The 24,290-nt window shown below is 51.7% G+C and carries 23 protein-coding genes, 1 riboswitch and 1 other annotated feature; of the genes, 20 read left to right on the top strand and 3 right to left on the bottom strand.

The genetic code is table 11. The features are described 5' to 3' along the window. Positions 1-64 precede the first annotated feature (64 nt). The 19 genes from ACLQ3M_RS13885 (at position 65) to ACLQ3M_RS13795 (ending at position 20,340) form a co-directional block, all read left to right on the top strand. Positions 65-1,807, top strand: coding sequence for a sensor histidine kinase (locus ACLQ3M_RS13885; protein WP_411678289.1), 1,743 nt, complete (start codon positions 65-67; stop codon positions 1,805-1,807). 105 nt (positions 1,808-1,912) lie between these two features. Further along, entirely contained in the window at positions 1,913-3,244 is a 1,332-nt protein-coding gene (locus tag ACLQ3M_RS13880) for an ABC transporter substrate-binding protein (protein ID WP_411678288.1), read from the top strand. A 118-nt stretch (positions 3,245-3,362) separates the two neighbouring features. Continuing rightward, the gene (locus ACLQ3M_RS13875; protein WP_411678287.1) at positions 3,363-4,217 is read left to right on the top strand and encodes a carbohydrate ABC transporter permease; all 855 of its coding nucleotides are present in this window, start codon (positions 3,363-3,365) and stop codon (positions 4,215-4,217) included. Between the two features lie 163 nt (positions 4,218-4,380). Further along, complete coding sequence (locus ACLQ3M_RS13870) at positions 4,381-5,196, top strand: carbohydrate ABC transporter permease (protein ID WP_411678286.1); 816 nt, start codon at positions 4,381-4,383, stop codon at positions 5,194-5,196. Between the two features lie 29 nt (positions 5,197-5,225). Then, positions 5,226-5,981 (top strand): response regulator, encoded by a 756-nt coding sequence (locus tag ACLQ3M_RS13865; protein ID WP_411678285.1) that lies wholly within the window; start codon positions 5,226-5,228, stop codon positions 5,979-5,981. Positions 5,982-6,034: 53 nt separating this feature from the next. Then, a complete protein-coding gene (gene nagB / locus ACLQ3M_RS13860; RefSeq protein ID WP_411678284.1) occupies positions 6,035-6,775 on the top strand; it encodes a glucosamine-6-phosphate deaminase in 741 nt (246 codons plus the stop codon). A gap of 15 nt (positions 6,776-6,790) precedes the next feature. Next, a complete protein-coding gene (nagA, locus tag ACLQ3M_RS13855; RefSeq protein WP_411678283.1) occupies positions 6,791-7,918 on the top strand; it encodes an N-acetylglucosamine-6-phosphate deacetylase in 1,128 nt (375 codons plus the stop codon). 413 nt (positions 7,919-8,331) lie between these two features. Further along, positions 8,332-10,380, top strand: coding sequence for an NAD(P)/FAD-dependent oxidoreductase (locus ACLQ3M_RS13850; RefSeq protein WP_411678282.1), 2,049 nt, complete (start codon positions 8,332-8,334; stop codon positions 10,378-10,380). Continuing rightward, on the top strand, positions 10,373-11,392 hold the full coding sequence (locus tag ACLQ3M_RS13845; protein ID WP_411678281.1) for a polyprenyl synthetase family protein: 1,020 nt from the start codon (positions 10,373-10,375) through the stop codon (positions 11,390-11,392). Before ACLQ3M_RS13850 ends, ACLQ3M_RS13845 begins: the two co-directional genes overlap by 8 nt. A 74-nt stretch (positions 11,393-11,466) precedes the next feature. Beyond that, on the top strand, positions 11,467-11,856 hold the full coding sequence (locus ACLQ3M_RS13840; RefSeq protein ID WP_411678280.1) for a NusG domain II-containing protein: 390 nt from the start codon (positions 11,467-11,469) through the stop codon (positions 11,854-11,856). Positions 11,857-11,863: 7 nt separating this feature from the next. Beyond that, positions 11,864-12,421 carry a Gx transporter family protein gene (locus ACLQ3M_RS13835; protein WP_411678279.1) on the top strand — a complete coding sequence of 186 codons (558 nt, stop codon included), beginning with the start codon at positions 11,864-11,866 and terminating at the stop codon, positions 12,419-12,421. A gap of 35 nt (positions 12,422-12,456) precedes the next feature. Beyond that, positions 12,457-13,527: a hypothetical protein gene (locus ACLQ3M_RS13830; RefSeq protein ID WP_411678278.1), complete on the top strand. Its 1,071-nt coding sequence runs from the start codon at positions 12,457-12,459 to the stop codon at positions 13,525-13,527. 67 nt (positions 13,528-13,594) lie between these two features. Further along, a complete protein-coding gene (locus tag ACLQ3M_RS13825) occupies positions 13,595-14,638 on the top strand; it encodes an FAD:protein FMN transferase (RefSeq protein ID WP_411678277.1) in 1,044 nt (347 codons plus the stop codon). Positions 14,639-14,653: 15 nt separating this feature from the next. Continuing rightward, positions 14,654-16,348 carry a menaquinone biosynthesis decarboxylase gene (locus ACLQ3M_RS13820; RefSeq protein ID WP_411678276.1) on the top strand — a complete coding sequence of 565 codons (1,695 nt, stop codon included), beginning with the start codon at positions 14,654-14,656 and terminating at the stop codon, positions 16,346-16,348. Beyond that, on the top strand, positions 16,335-17,204 hold the full coding sequence (locus tag ACLQ3M_RS13815; RefSeq protein ID WP_411678275.1) for a UbiA-like polyprenyltransferase: 870 nt from the start codon (positions 16,335-16,337) through the stop codon (positions 17,202-17,204). The genes ACLQ3M_RS13820 and ACLQ3M_RS13815 overlap by 14 nt, the downstream gene beginning before the upstream one ends. A 12-nt stretch (positions 17,205-17,216) precedes the next feature. Continuing rightward, a complete protein-coding gene (locus tag ACLQ3M_RS13810; RefSeq protein ID WP_411678274.1) occupies positions 17,217-17,816 on the top strand; it encodes a UbiX family flavin prenyltransferase in 600 nt (199 codons plus the stop codon). Next, the gene (locus tag ACLQ3M_RS13805; RefSeq protein WP_411678273.1) at positions 17,800-18,795 is read left to right on the top strand and encodes an ABC transporter substrate-binding protein; all 996 of its coding nucleotides are present in this window, start codon (positions 17,800-17,802) and stop codon (positions 18,793-18,795) included. Before ACLQ3M_RS13810 ends, ACLQ3M_RS13805 begins: the two co-directional genes overlap by 17 nt. Beyond that, on the top strand, positions 18,779-19,585 hold the full coding sequence (locus ACLQ3M_RS13800; RefSeq protein WP_411678272.1) for an ATP-binding cassette domain-containing protein: 807 nt from the start codon (positions 18,779-18,781) through the stop codon (positions 19,583-19,585). The genes ACLQ3M_RS13805 and ACLQ3M_RS13800 overlap by 17 nt, the downstream gene beginning before the upstream one ends. Further along, the gene (locus ACLQ3M_RS13795; protein WP_411678271.1) at positions 19,582-20,340 is read left to right on the top strand and encodes an ABC transporter permease; all 759 of its coding nucleotides are present in this window, start codon (positions 19,582-19,584) and stop codon (positions 20,338-20,340) included. The genes ACLQ3M_RS13800 and ACLQ3M_RS13795 overlap by 4 nt, the downstream gene beginning before the upstream one ends. Before the next feature lie 37 nt (positions 20,341-20,377). Here the strand turns inward: ACLQ3M_RS13795 and ACLQ3M_RS13790 are convergent, their stop codons facing one another. The 3 genes from ACLQ3M_RS13790 to crcB are packed head-to-tail and all read right to left on the bottom strand — an operon-like array spanning position 20,378 to position 22,124. Continuing rightward, positions 20,378-20,830: a DUF523 domain-containing protein gene (locus ACLQ3M_RS13790; RefSeq protein ID WP_411678270.1), complete on the bottom strand. Its 453-nt coding sequence runs from the start codon at positions 20,828-20,830 to the stop codon at positions 20,378-20,380. A 39-nt stretch (positions 20,831-20,869) separates the two neighbouring features. Next, complete coding sequence (locus ACLQ3M_RS13785; RefSeq protein WP_411678269.1) at positions 20,870-21,700, bottom strand: C39 family peptidase; 831 nt, start codon at positions 21,698-21,700, stop codon at positions 20,870-20,872. A gap of 46 nt (positions 21,701-21,746) precedes the next feature. Further along, positions 21,747-22,124 carry a fluoride efflux transporter CrcB gene (crcB, locus tag ACLQ3M_RS13780; RefSeq protein WP_066648101.1) on the bottom strand — a complete coding sequence of 126 codons (378 nt, stop codon included), beginning with the start codon at positions 22,122-22,124 and terminating at the stop codon, positions 21,747-21,749. A gap of 44 nt (positions 22,125-22,168) precedes the next feature. Next, a riboswitch (Fluoride riboswitch) is annotated at positions 22,169-22,229 on the bottom strand. Positions 22,230-22,667: 438 nt separating this feature from the next. Then, positions 22,668-22,911, top strand: a binding site (T-box leader). A 47-nt stretch (positions 22,912-22,958) separates the two neighbouring features. On the opposite strand from crcB, the gene ACLQ3M_RS13775 reads away from it, so the two are divergent. Then, positions 22,959-24,146: a PLP-dependent aminotransferase family protein gene (locus ACLQ3M_RS13775; protein WP_411678268.1), complete on the top strand. Its 1,188-nt coding sequence runs from the start codon at positions 22,959-22,961 to the stop codon at positions 24,144-24,146. Positions 24,147-24,290 lie beyond the last annotated feature (144 nt).

Raw genomic sequence — 24,290 nt, 5'->3', positions numbered from 1 at the left:
GCTATAATCTACAAAGAATGAATCGGTTGGAAATTCCTGGCCATCCGCAGAAACGGGGCGAAGCATGAAAAAGAAAACAAACCGGCGCGGGGCTTTTTCCCTGAAGTGGGAACTGATCGGTATCGTGATGGCTTGCTGGATTTTGCCCGTGGCGATTTTCGGCGGCGCCGCGGGTTATTACATATACAGAGGAATCGACCGGCAGATTTCAAATACCATTACCGCATCCGCGAACAATTCCGTAAAAATTACGCTGAATCAGATCGATTCGGCCATTTCGGCGTCCCGTTATGCCTCTTACAACGGTTCGGTACAAAGCGCTTACCGGGACTATTTAAAAACACAGGACGCCATGGCCCTGTACGACAAAATTACGGAATTTCTTTCGAAGCAGTACAAGTATGACGACAGCTTTTTATTGACCATGCTATACTTCTGCGACAAACCGGACCGGGTTTATTACACCTACCATGAAACTTATTCGGGAGTGTTGAAATACCAGGAAAAGGTTCACAGCATGGTCCGGAACCTTTCCCGGACCTTGGGCACAAACGTCGGCTTTCTGAACGTTCAGGGGAGCGTTTATATGGTGAGGAACATTGTGGATGACAATTACAGAACCTACGCGGTCCTGACCATGCAGTTAAATCCAAAAACCATGTTTGGCAGCATTGCGAATGTGGCGTGGGAAACCGACGCTTCTCTTTGGCTCAATTCCACCAAAGTTGTTTTGAAGGGAGAAGAGCTCGCGCCGGATTCACTGGGAATCAGTCTGGCGCAGAAGGGACTCTTTTACAGGAATTCGGGAAACCGATCGTATGTTTTTGGAATGAATCCGGGACAGGATTACCGGTTTTCCTATGTAATTGGCGTGAACAGCGCCCCGCTCGCGAGGGAATTGTCCGGATTCAAAAATATGCTGATTGAAATTCTGATTTTCGCCGTGCCGCTTCTGGCTATGGTTGTCTGGTTTTTTACGCGGAATGTCACTGCGCCGGTCAAACGCCTGGTGGATCGGAACCGGGCCATTGAAGACGGCGAGTTTGGCATTCAGATCAACGACCGGTTTCACAGTTCCGAATTTCAATATCTTGCAAATTCGTTCAACAGCATGTCTTACAAGCTGAAGTATCAGTTTGAACGCATCTATAAAGAAGAGCTTGCGCTGCGCGACGCGCGGATCAAGGCGCTGCAGTCGCAGATCAATCCGCACTTTCTGAACAATACGCTCGAAATCATCAACTGGGAGGCAAGACTGGCGGACAATGTAAAGGTTTCCAGAATGATCGAAGCGCTGTCCACCATGCTTGACGCCGCCATAGACCGCAGAGGGAAACCGATGGTTCATCTTTCTGAGGAGATGATGTACGCGGACGCTTATCTGTACATTATTTCCGAGCGGTTCGGCAAAAGGCTTACCGTGCAAAAGGAGGTCGACCCGTCCGCCGTGGACGAATACGTTCCGCGCCTGATTCTCCAGCCGGTGCTGGAAAACGCTGTGGAGCATGGAATCCAGCAGCGGCAGAAGGGGGAAATTCAGATCAGGGCCTTTTATGAAGACAACGCTTTGATTCTGGAAGTCGAAAACGACAGCGCGCTTTCACCGGAGGACCGCGCAAAAATCGAAGAGCTTCTTTCCGGGAACGGCAGCCTTGAAAATGAAAGTTCCTGCAACATTGGAATTCGAAATGTAAACCAGAGATTGAAAATAATTTTTGGGGACAGCAGTGGGCTGACTATTATTATGAACAGCAAAAACCATACTTTGGCGAGAATTGTTATTGCAAATGTACAAAGCAAACAATAATATGCAAGAAATCACAAGTCTGTCTATTATTATTTAATTCGGAGAAGAGTATCATGAAAAGCGAAAGAATGGTTCTGGCGCTATCAAAAATAGGGAGGTTTCATTATGAAAATCAAAAAAGCAGCAGCGCTCGTGCTTGCCGTTTCCCTTTGCGGCACGATGTTCGGCTGCCAAAACTCTTCTCAGCCCGCGTCGTCATCCCAGGCCGCTTCCGCGCAATCCGCGCAGGTTTCCTCCGCGGCCGCTCAGCCGGTAGAAATCACGGTTGTCACCTCGTACGGCGGCGACGACGGCAACCGCGGCAACTATGAAGCCGCGGTAAAGGATTACGAAAAGGCGACCGGCAATACGGTGAAAGACGCCTCCGGCACATCCAACGAAGAGTGGAAAGCAAAAATCATGGCCGACTTTGAAACCGGCGCGGAGCCGGACGTTCTCTTTTACTTCAACGGCGTCGACTCCAACAAGCTGGTTCAGGGCGGAAAAGTTGTCGGCGTGGACGAGATCCGCCAAACTTATCCGGAGTATGCCGGCAATATGAAAGACGAGCTTCTGGGCGCTTCCCCGGTTGACGGCAAGAATTATTCCGTTCCGGTCAACGGATACTGGGAAGGGTTGTACGTTAACAAAAAGGTTCTCTCGGACTGCGGCGTTTCCGTTCCGGATTCCAATTACACATGGGATCAGTTTCTGAAAGACTGCGAAGCCGTCAAGGCGAAGGGGTATACGCCGATCGCATGCTCGCTTCAGGAGGTTCCGCATTATTGGTTTGAATACACGATTTTTAACCACGACACCATTGCGACTCACGCCAAGGTTCCCGGGTCCTCCACGGATGAGCGCGGAAAAGCATGGGTTGACGGAATGAACGACATGAAAACCCTTTATGAAAAAGGATATTTCCCGAAAAATACATTGACTGCCATCGACGCGGAGACGTTTCAGCTGATGGCGGACGACAAAGCCGCGTTTGCCATCGACGGTTCCTGGAAGATCGGCTGGTTCCAGCAGAACGCCAAAGACATCAAAGATTTTGCCGTTACCTACGTACCTGCTGAAAATGAGAGAAAAGCGACCGATCTCATCGGCGGAATCTCCATGGGCTATTATATTACCAAAAAGGCCTGGAGCGACCCGGCCAAGCAAAAAGCATGCGTTCAGTTTGTCGAGGCGATGACTGCGGATGATGTGGTCGCAAAGTTCGGCGCTACAAATGTGACTGCGCTCAAGAAACCGATGCCTACCCCGGACGGCGCGGACGCCCTTGTTCAGTCCGCTCTTCAGATGGTCAACGGTAAAACGGGACTCGCGCCCGCCGCGCAGGATAATCTGAATCAGGCCGCCCGCACCGCGCTGTTTGCCGGAATCAAGGATATTGTTGCCGGAAAGCAGGACGCGGGCAAGGTCATTGACCAAAGCCTGGCAATCAAGGGTTAAGACAAGGCCGTTTCCCGAAAATTACAGAAAAAAACCGGAGAGTGCGCGTCGTCTCTCCGGTTTTTCTAAAGAAAGCGATGATGGTATGACTTCGATGGTTTACAGAAGGAAAGGGCCGTTGGTTATTTTTCTGGTTCCCGCGTTTCTGTTTATGGGGCTGTTTCTCTACTATCCATTTGTCATGAATGTCTACAACAGCTTTTGCAGCATTGACGGCCTTGGCACCGCGGCGGCGGGGATGAATCAGCCGTGGTATGAAAATTATAAAAAGCTGTTTCAGGATCCCATGATGGCGACAGCGGTTAAAAATACGCTGCTGCTGATGGTATTGACGATCATTTTTCAGGTCGGCGTCGCGTTGCTCCTCGCGCTGATGGTCGACCATATCAGAGCAGGCACCCAATTCTTCCGCACCGTGTACTTTTTTCCAATTGTCATCTCCGCAACTGCGCTGGGACTGCTTTTTAATCTGATCTTTCTCTACGACGGGGGCATGGTCAACCAGCTGCTTCAAATGCTCGGCTCAACCGAAGTGATAGACTGGAAGGACGAAACCCATTTTCTGTTTACCATGACGCTGCCCGTGATGTGGCAGTATGTCGGTTTCTATTTTGTCATCCTTGTCACGGGGCTGAACAACATTTCCGAAGAGCTTTACGAGGCCGCCGAGATTGACGGAGCCGGAAAGCTGCAGCAAGTGCGCTATATCACGCTGCCCCTGCTGCACAATGTTCTTTGTACCTGCCTGATTTTGGCAATTACCGGGGCGCTGAAGGTGTTTGATCTTCCCTGGGTTATGATGGGAGAGGGAATTCCCATGAACCTGTCCTGGCTGACGGGTACCTATATGTATCATCAGACCTTTACGATGGGAGACGTGGATTACGGTTCCACAATCGCCATCGTGATTGTAGTGCTCGGCGTTGTGATCGCACAGGCTGCGAACAAAATATTCAGAGAAAAGGATTATTAGCGATGATCCAACAGAAATACCGTCCGGAGATTTTTTTGAATTACCGCATCGCCTTATGCGCAGCGAAAGGATTGGTCATCAGATGCAAACAGCAGATTCTGTTTCCTTAGGAAAATTAAAAAGTCCGGGCAGGCGGTTTGGCCCGGGAAAACTGTTTCTATATTTGCTTCTTTCATTTTGGGCTCTGACAACGATTTATCCGTTTTTCTGGGTGATTTTAAATTCGTTCCGGCTGAAAGGACTCATCCGTTCCGATTCCTTTTCCATCCCGTTTGGTAACAGCTTTACGCTGGATAATTATAAAACCGCTTTTGAGAGAGTGGATATCTTCAGCGCCTATAAGAACAGCATGGTGATTTCCACTGCGGTTACCGTCGCGGTCCTTCTGCTGGCGGGACTCGCGGCCTACGGAATGGCCCGCTACCAGTTCAAGGGCAGGAGCATTTTGTATTCTCTGGTAATTGCCAGCATGATGTTTCCTGTTTTTTCAACGGTGATTCCGGTGTTTCGGATGATGTTCAGCTGGCATATCGTCAACACCGACCATCTGTTTCTTTCCCAGCTCAGCGTGATTCTGCCGCAGATAGCGGGGAATCTTTCCTTCGCCATAATTGTTCTGACCGGATTCATCCGCTCACTGCCCATCGATCTGGAGGAGGCAGCTTATCTGGAAGGCTGCAGTACTTATCAGATATTCTTTAAAATCATTCTTCCCATTGCAAAACCTTCCTTCGTTACCGTTGCAATTTTTACATTCCTATGGTCCTATAACGATCTGTTCACCCAGATGTTTTTTTTGCGGTATAAGGATACCTTTACCATCACCCGTCTGCTGAGCGAAATCACTTCCATTGCAGGCGTCAACTACGGGCTGATGGCGGCGGCCGTTGTTCTGGTGGTGGTGCCGGTTTTGGCCGTATACGTCATCTTGCAGAAAAACATTATCAGGGGACTGACCGTTGGAGCCATCAAGGGCTGAACATCTTTTTGAGTACCGGAGGCGGCTTGATGTACAAAGTGATTTTAATTGACGATGAAACGATCATACTGGAAGGACTGAAAAAGGTTGTCGACTGGGCCGCGTTTGACTGTGAGGTAGTTGCGACCGCGACGGACGCGCGGCAGGGCGCGGTCGCGGTCAGACAATACCGCCCGGATATTCTTTTTACCGATATCAAAATGCCGGACATGGACGGCCTTACCATGCTGGCCGGACTGAAAAGCGAATTCCCCCGGATGCAGATTACGGTACTGACCGGCTACAGGGATTTTGAATACGCAAAAAGGGCAATCAACATCGGCGTTACCCGCTTTTTGCTGAAGCCCTCCAGAATGCACGAACTGGAGGAAGCCCTTCGGATTATGACGAAAAACCTCAGCGGGAACACTGCTTCTCCGCACGGAGCGGGAACCGTCGAAGAACGCCCGGAAGAGAGCCCCGCCGGGAACCTGATCGTCCGCAGCGCCGTGGAGTATCTCCGGGTGCATTACGCGGAGAAACTCACCCTGACCGTACTCGCCGAAAAAACATATGTCAGCCCCTGGTATCTCAGTAAACTTCTGAATCGGTACACCGGGGAAAGCTTCAGCAGCCTTTTAAACAATACGAGGATTGAAAAGGCAAAAGAACTTCTGGAAGATCCGTCTTTAAAAATCCATGAGATTTCCGAAATGCTGGGTTTTAACGATGTCACGCATTTTTCAAGAATCTTTAAAAAAACAGTTCAAATGTCACCGCTGGAATATCGAAATTCCTCTCAATAGAAGCTTTAACGGATTGCATTTGTGTGGTATGATAAAAGAAAGGAAATCGGACTATGAAATTAATTGAGGCAAAGGATTACCAGGGAATGAGCCGCAAGGCTGCGAATATCATTTCAGCGCAGGCGATTCTCTTTCCGAGAAGTGTTCTGGGCCTTGCGACGGGGGCAACTCCTCTGGGCATTTATCGTCAGCTGGTTGACTGGTACAAAAAAGGAGACGTCGATTTCGGGGAAATCCACAGTGTGAATTTGGATGAATACTGTGGGCTTTCTCCGGAAAACCCGCAGAGCTACCGTTATTATATGAATCAAAACTTTTTTGAGCATGTCAATGTGAAACCGGAAAACACGGCGGTTCCAAACGGGATGGCGGAAGACTTTGAAATGGAATGCAAAAAATATGACGGGCATATCGCGGAGCTTGGAGGAATCGACCTTCAGCTGCTCGGCGTCGGGGAAACCGGTCACATCGGATTTAACGAGCCGGACCAGAGCTTTGATAAAATGACGCACCGGGTGGCGCTCAGGGAAAAAACCATTCAGGCGAATTCCCGCTTTTTCCAGAGCAGGGAGGAAGTCCCGAGGTTTGCGCTTACGATGGGAATCAAGGCGATCATGCAGGCGAAAAAAATCCTTTTGGTGGTCAGCGGCGCCAATAAGGCCGATATTCTTGAAAAGGCTCTGTTTGGCCCGGTGACCCCTGAAATTCCGGCTTCGATTCTTCAACTTCATCCGGACGTGACGGTGGTTGCGGATCAGGACGCGATGTCAGCCGTTCACAGCAGACACCGATGAAAGGGTAAATAACATATGATATTGAAAAATGCAGAGGTATTTAATCAGGATTTCGATCTGGTTCAAACCGATCTTTCCATTCATGAGGACAGGTTCGCTGAAATCGCGCCCTGTCTTTCCGGAGAAGAAGCCATTGATTTGAGCGGCTGCATTGTTGCGCCGGGGTTTGTGGATATTCATATCCACGGCTGTGCGGGCGCCGATACCTGCGACGGCACTCGCGGGGCGATTGAAACAATGGCTAAACATCTGATTACAAAGGGCGTTACGTCATTTTGCCCCACGACGATGACGGTTCCAATGACCCAAATCCGATCCGCGCTTTCCGTCGTCAGGGACTGCATGGAACATCCTGTCGAAGGGGCACGCGTGTGCGGGGTCAATATGGAAGGTCCCTATATTTCCGCGCATAGAAAAGGCGCACAGGACGAAAGCTATGTGCGAACGCCGGACTGGAAGGAGTTCGAGGAGCTTTTCCGGGACTGCGGCGGTATTATCAAGCTTGTTGATATTGCTCCGGAACAGGAAAACGCGGACGCCTTTATCGAACATGCCGCAAAATTGTGTACGGTATCTATGGCGCACACGGACGCGGACTATGACCGGGCGAAAACTGCTTTTGAACAGGGAATTACGCATGTAACCCATCTGTTCAATGCCATGACCGGACTCAACCACCGCACGCCGGGCGGGGTGGGGGCGGTCTTTGACAATTCGGACGTGAAGGCTGAAATCATTTGCGACGGGTTTCATATTCACCCGGCTGTGCTGCGGCTTTCGTTCCGCGTTCTGGGAGAAGACAGAACCGTAATTGTCAGCGATTCCCTTCGCGCGGCGGGACTCGCCGACGGCCTTTATGACCTGGGCGGACAGCAGGTTTGTGTAAAAGACGGCAGAGCCAGACTGGCTGACGGTACGATCGCGGGTTCCACCACCAACCTTTTGGATGAAATCAGGAATCTGGTCCGGTTCGGACTGCCGCTTCGTCAGATCGTCAGATCCGCGACGATTAATCCTGCCGCCGCAATCGGAATGGACGACCGGATCGGCAGTATTAAAAAAGGAAAATCTGCCGACCTCGTTGTACTGAACCGAGATTTCACCATCAGGAAAGTGATGGTGAGCGGCAAGTTCGTGTCTTAGCCCATGTTTCCAAAATTTTTTTTCAGTTCATTTGAGACGGTGACCAGATTCTGTACCGCGGGTTTTACGGGTGGTTTACAGAATCCGGTCCGCCGTCTTTTCTTTCGGGAAACAGCATTCCGATGGGAATTTATAAAATAATGAATGTTTTCAGCAACAAATGCGAACGATAACCTTATTAACATTTTATCATGAGGAATTGAGACAAACCATTTTGTCAGGTAAAATTTGCTTATTCCTTTCTTCCTTGACTTTTTTTTTGATTAATCATATAATTACTATCTGTTTGGTGTACTCTAAATGATATTTGCTCTCCCTTGTTAATTTTTTCTCATATGGGCAGCAAATTCATCAGGCATATCCGACCCTTTTTTATTTATGTTCGTTACCACTTTTTCTGAGAGAGGATAGTTATGGGGAAAAAAATTGTTGTTGTCGGTGCCGGCTATTCTGGATTGCTTACCGCTAAGAAACTGGCTAAAAAGCTGAAGAAACTCGATGATGTTTCCATCACCATCATTGATAGGAACCCATTCCATACTATGCTCACGGAGCTGCACGAGGTGGCTGCCGGCAGAGTGGATGAAGACAGTATTAAGATCAGCCTGAAAAAAGTATTTGCCGGAAGAAAAGTCGATGTCAAACTGGACACTGTTCAGGAGATCGATTTTGAGAAAAAAACGGTTCGCGGTTCAGTGGAAACTTACGATTACGATTTCCTTGTGCTTGCGGCGGGCTCAAAACCCACTTTCTTCGGTGTGAACGGCGCTGCGGAATACGCTTACACGCTGTGGTCCTACGATGACGCGGTGCGCCTGAAAAATCATATTGAGGACTGCTTCCGCATGGCTTCGCGCGAAACCGACCTGGCGGAGAAAAACCGGCTTTTGACTTTTTATGTGGTCGGCGCCGGTTTCTCCGGCGTGGAAATGGTTGGGGAGCTGGCGGAGTATCTTCCGGTTCTCTGCGATAAATTTGAAATAGACCGCGACGGGGTCAGAGTCTGGAATGTCGATGTCCTGCCGCGCCCGGTGCCGAATCTTCCGGAAAAGCTTTCTGACAAAATTGCAAGACGCCTTCAAAAAATGCATGTCGGGCTAATGATGAATACGGGCGTTGTAAGCATTGGAGAAGGCTTTATTGAATATAAGACCGGCGAAAAAGTTACCCGCGCGACGGCGGGAACGGTGATTTGGACTGCGGGGATTGAAAGCTCGCAGATTACCGAGGAAGCCGGTAAAACGCTGAAATCGGCAAGGCGCGGGCGCATTGAAACGGACCGCTACCTTCGGTCGGTCGACAACGACAGCGTATTTATTGTGGGGGATAATATTTTATATACTCCGGAAGGGGAGCAGTCTCCTGTTCCCCAGCTGGTTGAAAACTGCGAACAGAGCTCCGGCGTTGCGGCGAACAATCTTGTTTGCGCCATGACGGGAACGGGGGAAATGATCCCGTACCGTCCGAAATTCCACGGGGTGATGGTCAGTGTGGGCGGCCGCTACGGTGTGGCCCGGGTCGGCACGCAGAACCGCCAAATGAACCTGCCGTCCTTCTTTGCCATGTTTGTCAAGCATTTCATCAATGTGATTTATTTTATTCAGGTGCTTGGCTGGAACAAGGTTTTCAGCTATTTGAAACATGAATTCTTTACCATCCGCCATGACCGCAGCTTTTTAGGAGGGCACTTTTCCAATAAAACACCCAGTTTTCTTTTGTTCCCGCTTCGCGTTTGGCTCGGTCTTGCATGGCTCTTTGAGGGCGTCATGAAAGTTGTGGAGGGTTGGATGACCTCCGCTCAGCTTACCGGCTTTTTCGGCGGGGCCGACAGCTGGTACCAGAACATTTTGAACGGCGGGCAGGCGTCTCCGGATGCAACGAGCAGCGCGACGACGACCGCCGCGCACGGCACGGTGCTGACGGTAATGAATCTGGCGACACAGGCGGCGGACGCTGTTTCTTCGGCAACCGTGCAGGCGGGCGATGCCGCGGGGCAGGCCGCGTCGGCCGTCGGTCAGGTTTTGCTGAACTTCAACTTCCTCGGCCTGTTTCAGGTGATCTTTGTCAGCGGCAAGGCTCTTGCCCAGTCGACTTTTAGCGATCTGGCGTTCAAGCTGAACGTGCCGCTGATGAACTGGTTTGTGGACAAGGTGATTCTGCCGAGCCAGAACGTTCAGCTCTTTATGCAGGGCTTTATCGTGATCGCCGAAATTCTGATCGGCCTTTCGCTGATCGGCGGGCTGTTCACGACGCTTTCCTCCGGCTTCTCTCTGGTTTTACAAGTGATGTTTGTCTGCACCACCGGATTGTACCTGAATACGTTCTGGATGATATTCGCGGCGATCGCGGTGCTGATCGGCGGAGGAAGAACCCTTGGCCTTGATTACTACGCGATGCCCTACCTGAAAAAGCATTGGAAAAACGTCGGATTTGCAAGAAAGTATTATATTTACCATGATTAATCAAGATACTGTAGAACTGATTCCAATCGACGGCGCGGCGGAACGCGTCAGGCAGGAAATGGAAACAGCGATGTCCGGCTCACCGTCCTCTGTGCGCGAATATATGCGTTACTTGTCCGGTTCGCACGGAAAGTTTATTCGGGCGCTCTCCGTACTGTCCTGTGCGGATAACGGAGAGGGCTTTGTTCCTCCGGATGCCGTTCGTTTTGCCGCGGCGGTCGAAATTCTTCATCTTGCAACTCTGGTGCATGACGATGTGATCGACGATGCCGACCTTCGCCGCGGAGCGGTGACGCTGCAGAAAAAGTACGGGAAACATAGCGCGGTGGTCTGCGGCGACTATTTGTTCTGCCTAGCGCTGAGACAGGTATCGCTTGTGGAAAACCGTAAGGATTATCTGGACCTTGAGTTTCCTGATTACATGGGGCGTGTCTGTCTTGGAGAATTGTACGAAACACAGAACCACTTCAATTTCGACTTAACCGTGAGCCGGTATCTGCGGATCATTGACGGAAAAACGGCCGCTTTGTTTGAAGCGTCTTTCTTTGCCGGCGCACTTGTAAGCAGGCAGCCCAAGAAGGAACTAAAAAAGTACAAAAAGCTCGGCCGGTATGCCGGTATGATTTTTCAGCTGACGGACGACTGCATCGATTTTGAAGCGCCCGAACAGCTGGCCCAAAAGCCTGTGCAGTCGGATTATGAGCAGGGCGTTGTAACTCTTCCGTTGATTTTTACGTTTCATCAGGATGCTTCCTGTAAGAAAAAAGCGGAGGAACATTGCCTGACCCAGTCGGAAATTGATTCCGCTGTCCGACGCGAGGGCGGTTTAAGATATACTCACGGGATATCGGAAAAGTATTATAACAAATCGTTGAAAATTCTTGCAGCTCTTGACGCATCACAGAAGAAAAAGGACAGGCTGAAATCCATTTTGGACAAGGCGTTCCGTGGACTGCAGCCGGAGTCCCATTCATCTTTTGCAGCCCTTTCATGCGCTCCTGCGGAGAAATGAGCCGTTCTCATGATGACGGCGTTCTTTCGGGGCATACTTAGTTTTGGGGCCGCCGATTTTATGCGGAGTTTCATATGAAATTTATCAAAAAAACGGATTTTTTCATTCTTTTGGCCGTTTTGGTTCTTTGTGCCGGCGGCTGGCTGTTTTATCAGCAGAAATACGGTACCACGGCGGCCGTTGCCGAAATATATTATAAATCCAAATTGGTGGAAACCGTCGACCTGACAAAAGGGGTTGACCGCAGGTTTTCGATTCCCCAGAATAAAAATGTGGTGTTTCATCAGTTCAGCGACGGAAGCATTTGCTTTGAGGAATCCAATTGCCCGGATAAAATCTGCATCAAGGCCGGAAGACTGCGGACAGTCGGTCAAAGCGCGGCCTGTCTTCCAAATCAGATTATCCTGAAAATCGTACCGAAAAACGGCAGAAATGCAAACGACCCGGATCTTGTGATTGGTTAGGTGTGATATGCTGAATCAGGAAAAACGGCAAACCGGTCAAAAAGCCAGTCGCTGGATGGATTCCGGTTCCATCAGAAGAATGGTTGTTACCGCGCTGCTTTTTGCCGCGGCGATGGTAATGACTGTAGTCGAATATCAGATTCCGATTCCCATGCCGGTTCCGGGGATAAAACTGGGGCTTTCCAACATCGTTGTGATGTATTCCCTGTTTTTTTTAAAGAAGAAGGATGCCCTAACCCTTGCGGTGCTGAAATCGTTGTTTGTCTTTCTGACCCGGGGTGCGGTCGCGGCTTTTTTAAGCTTTTGCGGAGGGCTGCTTTCCATTCTGGCAATGATTGTCTGCATCGCGGTTTTCAAAGAAAAAATATCCTATTTAATGATCAGCATTGTGGGCGCTGTGATGCATAACCTGGGGCAGATCGCGGCGGTATCACTTTTGTACACCAATCTTCTGCTGTGGACTTATTTTCCAGTCCTGCTGATATCCGGTCTGATTGCCGGGGCCGCAACGTCCACGCTTTTAAGGATTACTCTGCCCGCTTTAAAAAGGCTGGGCTTAAAGTAATAGATGAGCCAGACACTATTTTTTGGAGGGACAATATGAAAAAATCGATTTCATTACTGCTGACGGCAGCGCTTACGGTGACCGCGTTCACGGGCTGCAGTTCAAATGCCGGCTCCAGTTCTTCGGCTTCTTCCGCACAGAACAGTTCCGCGCCCGCGTCGTCTTCGGCAACGGCCGCCGGTTCGGTCAAAACAGGCGTTGCCGTGATTTCTTCTGTCACAAAAAGCACCGCGGTCAAAGATGGAAAAGGCGTGGCGGAAGGTGATTCCACCATTGTCGCCGTAACGGTGGACGGCAGCGGAAAGATCGTCAAATGTGTGATCGATGCGGTTCAGTCCAAGATCAATTTTTCCGATCAGGGTAAAATTCTTGATAAAACCGACGCCGTGGTGAAGTCTAAAGATGAGCTTGGCGCGGACTACGGCCTTGGCAAAGTTTCTAAAATCAAAAAGGACTGGAACGAACAGGCACAGGCATTTGCGGATTATGTAAAAGGCAAGACGGTCGAGGAGATCAAAGGCATCGCGGTCGATTCGGAGGGCCACGCGACCGGAACGGAACTGACTTCTTCCGTTACAATTTCCATCGGCGATTTTGTCGACGCGATTGAACAGGCTGTCGCAAATGCGCAGGATCTTGGCGCGAAAGCGGACGACAAGCTCGGCCTTGGCATTGTGACGTCGCTGTCCAGCAGTGCGGACGCAACGGCGGATAAGGAAGGCAAAGCGGAAGCTTCTTCCCAGATCAGCGCGGTGACGTTCGGCTCCGACGGTAAAATCACAAGCTGTGTCAACGACGCGGTTCAGCCGACCGTCAGCTTTGACGTTTCCGGCAAAATCACAACCGACCTGAGCAAGGAAGTGGAATCCAAGGATGTTCTGAAAGAATCCTATGGGATGAAAAAGGCTTCCAAGATCGGCAAGGAATGGTATCAGCAGGCCGCTTCCTTTGCACAGTACGTCAAGGGGAAGACCGTGGACGAAGTCAAGGGGATCAAGGTGAATGAAAGCGGAGAGCCCACCGATCAGGAACTGACCGCTTCTGTCACATTCGGTGTTTCGGATTTCATTGCCAACATCGAAGAGGCTTCGAAGAACGCAAAATAATTCAAAACTTTTAAACTTTTCAGGAGGCAGATTTGTTCTGCCTCCATCTTTTTGAGGTGTGGAATTGGTGAAAAAAGCGGCTGCGATTCTCCTGATCCTTCTGTTTGCTCTGTCTGCATCGGGTTGTGGGAAAAACGAAAAAACCCGGTACGACGCCCAGTTCCTCCAGCTTTTTGATACGAAATCGGAGCTGGTGGCTTATATGGACAGCAAAGAAGAATTTACAGACTTTTCGAACCTGATTTATAATCATTTGAAGGAATATGACCACCTTTATGATATTTACAACAATTACCCGGGAATCAATAACTTAAAGACAATTAACGACAACGCGGGGAAGAAACCCGTTAAGGTTGACAAGCGGATAATCGGTCTTTTGCAGCTGGCCAGAAAGGAGGACGAAGCCACCAACGGTTCCTGCAACGTGGCGTTCGGGGCGGTGCTGCGCCTCTGGCACCAATACCGGGAGGACGGGATTAACGACCCGGAGCACGCGCAGCTGCCGCCCATGGAAGAACTGAAAGAAGCCTCAAAGCACACGGATATCAATCAGGTGATCATCGATGAAAAAGCCTCGACCGTTTATCTGAAAGATCCCGAAATGAGCCTCGATGTGGGCGCGGTCGCGAAGGGCTACGCCACCGAGCAGGTCGCCGAACTGGCGGAAAAAGCCGGTTATACCTCCGCGCTGCTCAGCATCGGCGGGAACGTAAGGGCCATTGGAGAAAAGGGAATCAACCACGAGCTTTGGAATGTGGGGATACAGAACCCGGACCTCGGGAACGAAAAAACATCCCTGACCACGGTGCTGCTCCGGGAACAGTCCCTTGTCACAAGCGGAATTTATGAACGGTATTACACAGTGAACGGAAAGAACTATCATCATATCATCGACCCAAAAACACTGATGCCGTCTGCTTACTATAAATCGGTTTCCATTATAACCAGAGATTCGGGCGTCGCGGACGCGCTTTCGACCGCGCTGTTCAACATGCCGTTGTCGCAGGGGATGACCTATGTAGACAGCCTCTCCGGCACGGAAGCGCTTTGGGTGATGCCGGATGGGCGGATTCAATACAGCAGCCATTTTCATGACTTGGAGAAATCCTGAACGGAGGGTGCGAAGTTGGGACTTGATTTGCAAAGCTTTATTGCGCTGCTTCGGGAACAGAATGAACTGATGGAAATTGAAGTCCCCGTTTCGCCTGTGCTTGAAATGACGGAAATCGCGGACCGCGTCGGCAAGGCGGGCGGGCCGGCTCTGCTGTTCCGGAATCCGGAGGGTTCGTGCTGCCCGGTTTTGATGAACGCGTTCGGCAGCATGAAGCGGATGGGGCTTGCCCTTGGCACGGATTCCCTGGAAGACGTGGCAAAGCAGATTGAGGAATACCTGGATTTTTCAGAATACTGTTCCGTTGCCGGCTTAATCCGGAGTATCCCGCGTCTGCTGCGGTTGATTTCTGTTTTCCCCCGGCATGTAAGGTCGCGCGGAATTTGCCAGCAAGTCGTCGAACGGGAACCGGACCTATCGAAACTCCCGGTTCTGAAATGCTGGCCGCAGGATGCCGGTCGCTTTTTTACGCTCCCGCTAGTATTCACAAAGGACCGGCGGACCGGACGGCAGAATATGGGAATGTACCGGATGCAGGTTCTGCACAAAACCAGTACGGCCATGCACTGGCACCGGCACAAAGACGGCAGGCTGAATTTCTCCGGGTATCTGGAGGCGGGCGAGAAAATGCCCGTTTCTGTCGCGCTGGGGTGTGACCCCGCCGTCACCTATGCCGCGACCGCGCCGCTGCCGAAAGAGATCGACGAAATCATGTTCGCCGGTTGGCTGAGACGGAAACGGATTCGGATGGTGCGCTGTGTTACAAATGACCTCTTCGTACCGGCGGACGCCGAATTCGTGCTGGAGGGTTTTGTCGACCCGCGGGAGGAGCTTGTCCGGGAAGGTCCGTTCGGGGACCATACGGGGTATTATTCTCTGGCCGATATGTACCCGAAGTTTCACGTCACCTGCGTGACGCACAGGAGAAATCCGGTTTATCCCGCGACCGTGGTGGGCAGGCCGCCGATGGAGGACTGCTTTCTGGCGAAGGCGACGGAACGCATCTTTCTGCCGCTGCTGCGGATGCAGATCCCGGAACTTTGCGACCTCAATCTTCCGCTGGAAGGCGTTTTTCACAACTGTGCAATCGTATCGGTAAAGGCGCGTTTCCCCGGCGCCGCCCGCAAGGTAATGAACGCCCTGTGGGGCATGGGGCAGATGATGTACACAAAGCTGATTATCGCGGTAAATGAATCCGTGGATGTTCAAAATCTTACCGCCGTCCGCGGCGCAGTGCTGAGCGCGGTGCGCGGGAAGGAGCAGCTGGTTTTCTGCGACGGTCCGCTTGACGCGCTGGACCATTCTTCGGCAAAACCTTTGTACGGGTGCCGGCTCGGCGTTGACGCGACCTCCGATTTGCCCCATCCACCGGCGCCGGAAGACTCTTTCCGCGTTCTGGCAGTACACAAGGAGCGCCCGTTTCAGGGCGGTGAAACGTTGAAACAGGAGCTGAAAACCAGCCCCGAACGGTTTTTAATCGCGGTGGACGATACGGTCAATACGCGCGACCTGTCCGAAGTATTCTGGAAGGTGTTCAACAATATCGACGCGCGCAGGGATCTGGTTCTTTTCGGGGGAAAAATCGGGATCGACGCAACGAAAAAATGGCGGGAAGAGGGGCAGACCCGCGACTGGCCCGACGATATTGTCATGTCGGGAGAGATGAAAAAGCGGGTGGACGAAAGGTGGAACGAGTATGGTTTTTTATAAAATCGCCGAAAAAATAAAGGCTTACGGAAAGCTGGTAATGTTTTCTCACACCATATTTTCCTTCAGCTTTGCTCTGGTTTCCATGGTTTTGGCCGCGAGAGGGCTGCCCAGCTTGTCCACGGTGTTCTGGATCGTTGTGTGTTTCCTCGGCGCGCGCACGGGAGCGAACGCGATCAACCGCGTGATCGACGCGAAAATCGACTCGAGAAATCCACGCACGGCCAATCGGCAGATCCCAAAGGGAGAAATGAAAAAGGGCGAGGTCGTCGCCTTTACCGCGTTCTGCTTTTTTCTCATGCTGCTTGGGGCTTATCAGCTTAACTGGCTGTGCTTTGCGCTTTCTCCGGTCGCGCTGTTTTTGCTGATTATCTATTCCTATACCAAACGGTTTACTTTTCTGTGCCATTTGATTCTGGGCGTTACCTGCGCCTGCGCGCCGGTCGGCGCGTGGCTGGCGGTTACGGGTAAATTTTCGCTGGTTCCCCTCGTCATGGGATGCGCCAATACGCTGTGGGTTGCCGGCTTCGACATCATCTATGGGTCGCAGGATTATGAATTCGACAAAGCGAACGGGCTGCATTCCATCCCTGTGACGTTCGGTGTGAAATACGCGCTTCTCATCGCCATGATGTTTCATATCGTGACGCTGCTTTGTCTGGCCGTGATTGGAATACTGACCCCGCAGTTCGGCGTATTCTATGATATTGGACTGGGAATTATCACGGTCCTGTTCGTCGCGGAATACCGCATGGTATCACCGGACAATTTGACCCATGTCAACATCGCTTCCTACAGCGTAAACCAGCTGGTGAGCCTGACACTGCTGTTTTTCGGACTTCTGGACGCGTTTTTTTAGGGGGCTGAGAAAATGAAGAAACTGATCATCGGTCTGACGGGCGCGAGCGGAAGCGCCTATTTTCTGCGACTGGTAGATGCCTTGAGCCGTCGGGAGATGGAACTGCATCTGGTTGCCACCGAGCATGGGACTCAGGTATTGGAGTTTGAAACGGGGGTCGGATTGGAGGAAAGGCTGGTCCTGTGGCGGCAGGGACCGGCAAAAATCATCGAGGAAGACAACCAAAATCTATTTTCTCCCGTCGCGAGCGGGTCGTTCCAATGCGACGGCATGCTGATCCTCCCGTGTTCGATGTCCGCCGCCGCGCAGATTTCCGCGGGAATTTCCGAAACGCTGCTGACCCGTGCGGCGGACGTGATGATCAAGGAGAAACGCCCGCTGGTGCTGGTTCCCCGGGAAACGCCGCTTTCTCCGGTTCATTTGAAAAATCTCTATCGTCTGTCCAAACTGGGCGTTACGATTCTGCCGGCCATGCCGGGATTCTACAATCGCCCGCAGTCCATGGATGACCTGATCGATTTTGTCGCCGGAAAAGCCATGGACAGCCTTGGATTGCAGAACGACTGTTACCGGCGCTGGGAAGGGAAGGAAAAGAATGAAGAAAAAGATTAGACGATTGGCGGTCCTGCTGGCGTTTGCGACGGTGTTTTCTCTGGCGGCGTGTTCGTCCGGCGGCGCGGGGACTTCGTCCGGGCAATCCTCCGCGAAAACTTCATCTGCAAAGGCGTCCTCCGAGGGGGAAAAGCCGGTGATCCGGCTCGGCATGATGTCTTCTTCGGATGTGATTCCGTTTGCGCTGATCAACCGGAATAAGCTGGATGAAAGATACGGGTTTACGCTGGATCTGCAGGTTTTCACTTCCGCAAAGGACCGTGACGCGGCTTTGCAGGCCGGCGAAATCGACGGCGTGCTGACGGATTATGTCGGGGTCTGCATGTACCGGAACGCGGGTCTTGACGTGAGAATTACCGGGATTACGGACGGGGATTATCTGCTGCTGGCCGGTAAAAATACCGGGATCAAAAATCTCAGTCAGATCAAGGGGAAGAGCATTGCGATTTCTCAGAACACACTGATCGAATACGCACTGGACCGGATTCTGGAGAAAAATCAGATGCAGCCGGCGGATGTCAAAAAGGAAGTGGTTTCCCGCATACCGGACCGGCTGGAGCTGCTGAGGAACAATAAGATCGACCTCGTCCTTCTTCCGGAGCCGTTCGCGACGCTCGCGCTGGACGACGGCGCGGTTGAACTGAGCAGCGCGAACACCATCGGGCTTTATCCCGCTGTTTCCGCCTTTACGGAGAAAGTGCTGGAAAAAGAGGGCCGGGCAATCCGGAATTTATACCAGGCATATAATGAGGCTGTCGATTATATGAACAGCACTGACCTGAGCGAATATGAGAGTACGGTGATCGACGCGGTCGGTTACCCAAAGGAAATGAACGGGAAAATAAAGCTCAAAAAATTTCGCCGGAGCAAGCTGCCGCCGAAAGAGGACGTGGAGAATGCAATTCAGTGGGCAAGCGCCAAGGGATTGTGCAAGTCCGATTTAAGCTATGACAGTATGATCGATGACGTTACTTCGTGAGAAAGACGTGAGGAACCGCGTGTTATCGGTGGACCGGCTCTGTGTCGGCTACCGCACCAAAAAGGCAAACATCCCGGTTATTCGGGACCTTTCCTTTCGCATGGAATCGGAACGGGTGCTGGCGATTCTGGGCCCGTCCGGCTGCGGGAAATCCACCCTGATCGGCTCTCTCGCGGGGACGGTCGCAATCGAAAGCGGCACGATGACCGTGTTTGAAAACGGAAACCCGGAACCCCTGAGCCCGAAAACGCACCGCATTGGGGTGATTCCCCAAAATCTGGGCCTGCTCCCTTGGAAGACGGTCAGAGACAACTGTCTGCTTCCGCTCCTCCTGCGCCGAGAACCGGTGACGGAAGAACGCCGGAAGGAAATCCGGGAAATCTGGCGGGCACTTGATTTGATGCCGCTTTTGGACCGGTACCCCACTCAGCTGAGCGGCGGGCAGGCGCAGCGCGCCGCGGTCGCAAGGGCTTTTATCCTCAGGCCGGATCTGCTGCTGATGGACGAACCGTTTTCCGCTTTGGATGAGATCACCCGGCAGGACGCGCGCGAGCTTTTCCTGAATCTGTGGAAACGCCGCCCGGCCGTGGCGGTACTGGTGACGCACAGTATTGAGGAGGCTCTTTATCTTGGACACTCCGTCTTTGTCATGGGGAAAAGAGAAGGAAAAATCCTGTTAAAAACGGAAAATCCTTTTTTCGGCGTTTCCGATCCCAGGCAGCCGGAGTACCGGCAAATCAGGCGGCTTCTGCGCGACCGGCTCAGGCCGGATGAGGAGGCGGACGGATGAAGCGGTTTCGTAAGCGATGCAGAACCTTTCTGGAAGGATTCCTGCTGATCAATCTGATCTGGCTCACGGCACATTTTCTGTTCCATATCACGGTGATTCCCAACCCGATCGATGTTTACCGTAACTCCGGAACCCTGATCGCCGACCGGATCGGAATTCACATCCTGTGCAGTTTATGGCGCATTGCGGCGGGACTGGTGCTCTCCCTGCTGGTCGGGGTGCCCGTCGGAATGCTGATGGCCTATTCCGTTCGGGCGAACAGAATTCTGTATCCTCTTATTTATTTCAGTTATCCGATTCCGAAGACGGCGCTGCTGCCGGTTGCGATGCTGTTGTGGGGAATGCGCGACGGCTCTAAAATCGCGATTATTTTTCTGATTATCGTGTTTCAGGTCATTGTGTCCGTGCGCGACGGCATCGGTCAGATCGACCCGGTCATGTATCTTGTCACCGTCAGCGCGGGAGCCACCCGAGCGCAAATCGTACGGCATGTCGCGCTGCCTGCGATCCTGCCGGAGCTTTTGACCAGCGTCCGCATTTCCCTTGGGACTGCGCTTTCCATTCTGTTTTTTGTTGAAGGATACGGCACAAAATACGGAATGGGATATTATATTCTGGACGCGTGGTCCAGAATCGATTATACCGGCATGTACCTTGGAATTCTGGTTATCTCCGTCATCGGTTTTGCTCTTCTCGCCGGCGTCGATCTTTTGTCCGACCGACTGTGTGTGTGGAGCCGAAAGCAGCAGGAATAAGACAGGGCGTCCGAAGCATTGCTTCGGACGCCCTGTCTTATTCCTCATTGCCTTCTGCCGAACTGGGAATTGCGCCGCAGTTTTCCTCGTTCCAGAGAAAGAGCCCGGCCATAGCCAGCCGTTCGGCGGTCACTCCGTTTCCTTCGGTCAGGGTTCCGGAGAACGTGCCGTCGTAGATTTTTCCGAATCCACAGGAGGGGCTGCGGGATTTTAGAACGGCGCCGCCGCAGCGGTACAGCCGGGCAAGCCGCAGGGCTTCCTCCGCGCCGCGCAGAAACTGCTCCGTGCGGTCTGAGCCGTCGCGCGTTGCCGCTCGGCCGCTTACCAGCTCCACCGGGTCGCGGGGCGTCGAAAGGCCGCCGAGCTGTTCCGGACAAATCGGAATCAGATGATGCTTTTCCGCCAATTTGGTCACGTTGCTATTCGGGCATCCGGTGCCGCTGTAACGGCAGCGAACTCCGAGAAGACAGGCGCTTACAAGCAGATTCATGGTATTCCTTCGCTTCCTGTAAAAAAACCGGCATGAGCGCTATGCCGTGACGGATGAAACGGGTCGCACGGCGACGGCCTGCTTCCCTAAATCCTGATAGCGCTCTTCCGCCAGAGACTTTTTGTAGCTTTTCACCCCTGTGGGGTCAGCGGGATCGTTGAAATAGTAGTTCTCCTGATCATATCCGACCATCACCAGGCAGTGTTCCCCGGAAATCCATTGAAAAGACTTGTTTGTGTCCGCGAGAATCCAGCTTTGTCCCTGACCGGGCCTTTCCATATCGACCGTGGCCCATACGATGACGGGGGAATTCTTTGCAATATAATCTCTGGCCAGCTTGTCCAGACTGGTTCCGGTTAAATTGACCGCTTCCATTTTTCCGGCGTCCCAAAAGTAGGAGTCGACCACCGCGGTGATAACCGGAGAATAGCACCCAAGCCCGTCGGGGGAATACGGATTGCCGATAAATGCCTGATTCGGGCTCATGCCGTATACGTTCCCGTCAGCGGCAAGAAGGGTGGATTTCGGGGTGCGGCGCATGATTTCGTCCGTCGTGGTGGTTTGACCGTAGTATTTCAGCAGCATCATGGAACTGATCAGCTCGCAGCCGGAAGGCAGCTTTTCTTCCTGGCTGATGAAGGGTACGCTGACCATATGCTTTGTTTCGTCTTTCGCAGACTGTTGGCTGCTTGCCTCTTTTTTGACCGGGACCGAGGCCGCCGAGCTGGAGGAATGCGGTTTTTCCGCCGCTTTTCCGTTCAGTAATTTTCCGTGGAACGTAAAAATACATACGGCTGCCGCGCAAAATAAGATTAGAACAGCAAAGAATAGCTTCCATCGCGCGGGTCCGCGCTTATGATCCTTCGCCAAAAACATCGCTCCATTTCTGTTGTAATTCAGTGGTGGAGTAAAACATTTATATCATTTGTGCAACGGATTTTCCGGCCCAGCAGGCCAGCAGGGCGAGGGAAAGGTTTAAACCGACGTTCAGGCCGCCCAGCCAGTAGCTGTCGTTGGAGAAGAGAGATACTGTTTCGTAGCTGAAGGTGGAGAAGGTGGTCAGTCCCCCCATCATGCCGGTAGTCAGAAAAATCTTCATTTCATCCGGCAAGGACCAGGAACCGGCCGCGGCTTCCATGATAAATCCCATCAGAAAACCGCCGGCAAGATTGACAATCAGCGTGCCGAGAGGAAATTCCCCCCACAATTTGACGGCCATGCAGGAAATCAGGTATCGCAGGGCCGCACCGAAAAAGCCTCCCATCCCTACAATCAGAAACCGGCTAGCCTTCATAGGAAACCGCCTTTCAAAAAAAATAAACAGCTCTTGCTCTAAATCTTAAAGCAGAAGCCGTCAGCAATAGATGCGATTACGGTGAGCCTCATCACCGGTATTTACTATGTTTAAAATCATACCTGATTTTACACGATTTGTAAAGATACAAAATCCGCGAAAGAATGGCATGTTTCCCTTTTTCTTCGTATCAGTTGACGAAAAATTCGTCGGTTTTTTCCGTCGAAACGGGGAGAAATCAGGCAGGATTTGTTTTTTTAAGTTTATGCATTCTGAGCGGCAGGGAGAAAACCCGACTTGGTTTGCTCCAGTTTGCGGATCGGATGGCGCGGAAGGACGGGATCGAGGCGTTGATTCTGCGCTGTACGGAACTTCCTCTATTCTGACAGAAGATAAATAGGACATTCCTTTTTTGAATACGACAAGGATTCATGTGGAGCGTATTTTGAAAGAATACTTTACAAAATAATGAGTTTGCCGGCTTATGCGGAATTTTCTTGACAAATAAACGCGGATGAATTAAACTTTACAAAAATGAATCGGAAAAAGGCAGAGAAAGGGAAGAGTACGCGGAGCACTGTGGATTCAGAGAGGGGATGGCCGGTGAAAATCCCAGCCTCAGCCGCGGAAAGTAACCCCGGAGCCGTGATTCGAAAGCGTGTTTGCGCTGTAGTTTTCACCGGGAGTTTCGCCGTTATTGGGAACACCGCATCCATCGGTGCGGGAAGAGTGTGCGCACAGCAGCGCAATTATAGGTGGTACCGCGAAGTAAGCCTTCGTCCTATTGGGATGAAGGCTTTTTTGTATACAAAAATAGTAATGGAGGCTGAAATCATGAATCTTCGCTTAGCAGACCGAATGGAAAACGCCATTAATCCCTTTATTTCGGATATTTTAAGGGCAACCGCCAGAAAGGACCTGATTTCGTTCGGGGGCGGGCTGCCGAATCCGGCATCTTTTCCCGTTCGCGAAATTTCAGAGGCGGCCCAAAAGGTCCTGAGCGAGGACGGTGCGGGCGCGCTTCAGTACAGTACCGCGGAGGGGTACCTGCCCCTGCGCGAACTGATTGCCGCGCGCTACCAAAAGCGGTTCGGAATCGCGGTTGATCCGGCGGATATCTTAATGACGACGGGCTCCCAGCAGGGACTTGATCTGCTCGCAAAGCTGTTTCTCAACAAGGGGGACGATCTGCTGATTGAACGTCCGGGCTACCTTGGCGCGATTCAGGCGTTCAATATTTACCAGCCAAACTACCACGCGGTTCCGCTGCGGAAGGACGGAGCGGACACGGACGTACTGGAGGAAATCCTGAAAAGCTGCAGCCCAAAGCTGTTTTACGCCGTGCCGAATTTTCAGAATCCTTCGGGTCTGACTTATTCCGAACAAAACAGAAAGAGCGTTGCGGAGCTGATGAAAAAGAGCGGAACGATCTTTGTGGAAGATGATCCATACGGAGAGCTCCGTTTCGCGGGCAGCGAAATGCCATGCATGAAGACCTTCCTGGGGGAGGATGTCATCATGCTTGGCACGTTTTCAAAAATTATTTCTCCCGCCATTCGGCTGGGGTGGGTCTGCGCAAAGCCTGAAATCATGAAATACCTTGTCGCGGCAAAGCAGGCGGCCGATATTCACTCGGACTATTTTGCCGAGCGGGTGGTTTGCCGGTATCTTCAGGACAATGACCTGGACGCGCACATTGAAAAAATCCGCACGATGTATCAGGAACGTAAAAACTGTATGGTGGAAATGGCGCGCCGCTATTTTCCGCAGGAGGTTAGCTTTACCGATCCGGAGGGCGGAATGTTTATGTGGGTGACGCTGCCGGAGGGAATGTCCGCGGTGGAACTGAACAAAATCGCGGCGGAAAAGAATGTGGCTTTTGTCCCGGGAGATCCGTTCTATGTCGGCGAACGCAATGTGAATACGTTCCGGATGAGCTACACCAATTCGGATGCAAATGTGATCGAAAAGGGAATCCGGTGCCTTGGGGACGCAATGCGAGAGATGACGTTTTCCCGATAAAGCAATTTCTCAAAAAAAGGGGCTGTTGCAAAACAGCGCCGAAAAAAAGCCGGAACAACCATACCAAAAGGTATTGGCTGCTCCGGCTTTTTGCTTTAGAATTTAGTTGTGACACAAAATGAAAAGCTCTTAGAGCATAACAAA

Origin of the sequence: Caproicibacter sp., from assembly GCF_046707225.1 — a bacterium.
Taxonomy (GTDB): Bacteria; Bacillota; Clostridia; order Oscillospirales; family Acutalibacteraceae; genus Caproicibacter.
Note: the sequence above shows the minus strand (reverse complement) of the source record. Positions and strands in the feature narration are given on the sequence as shown.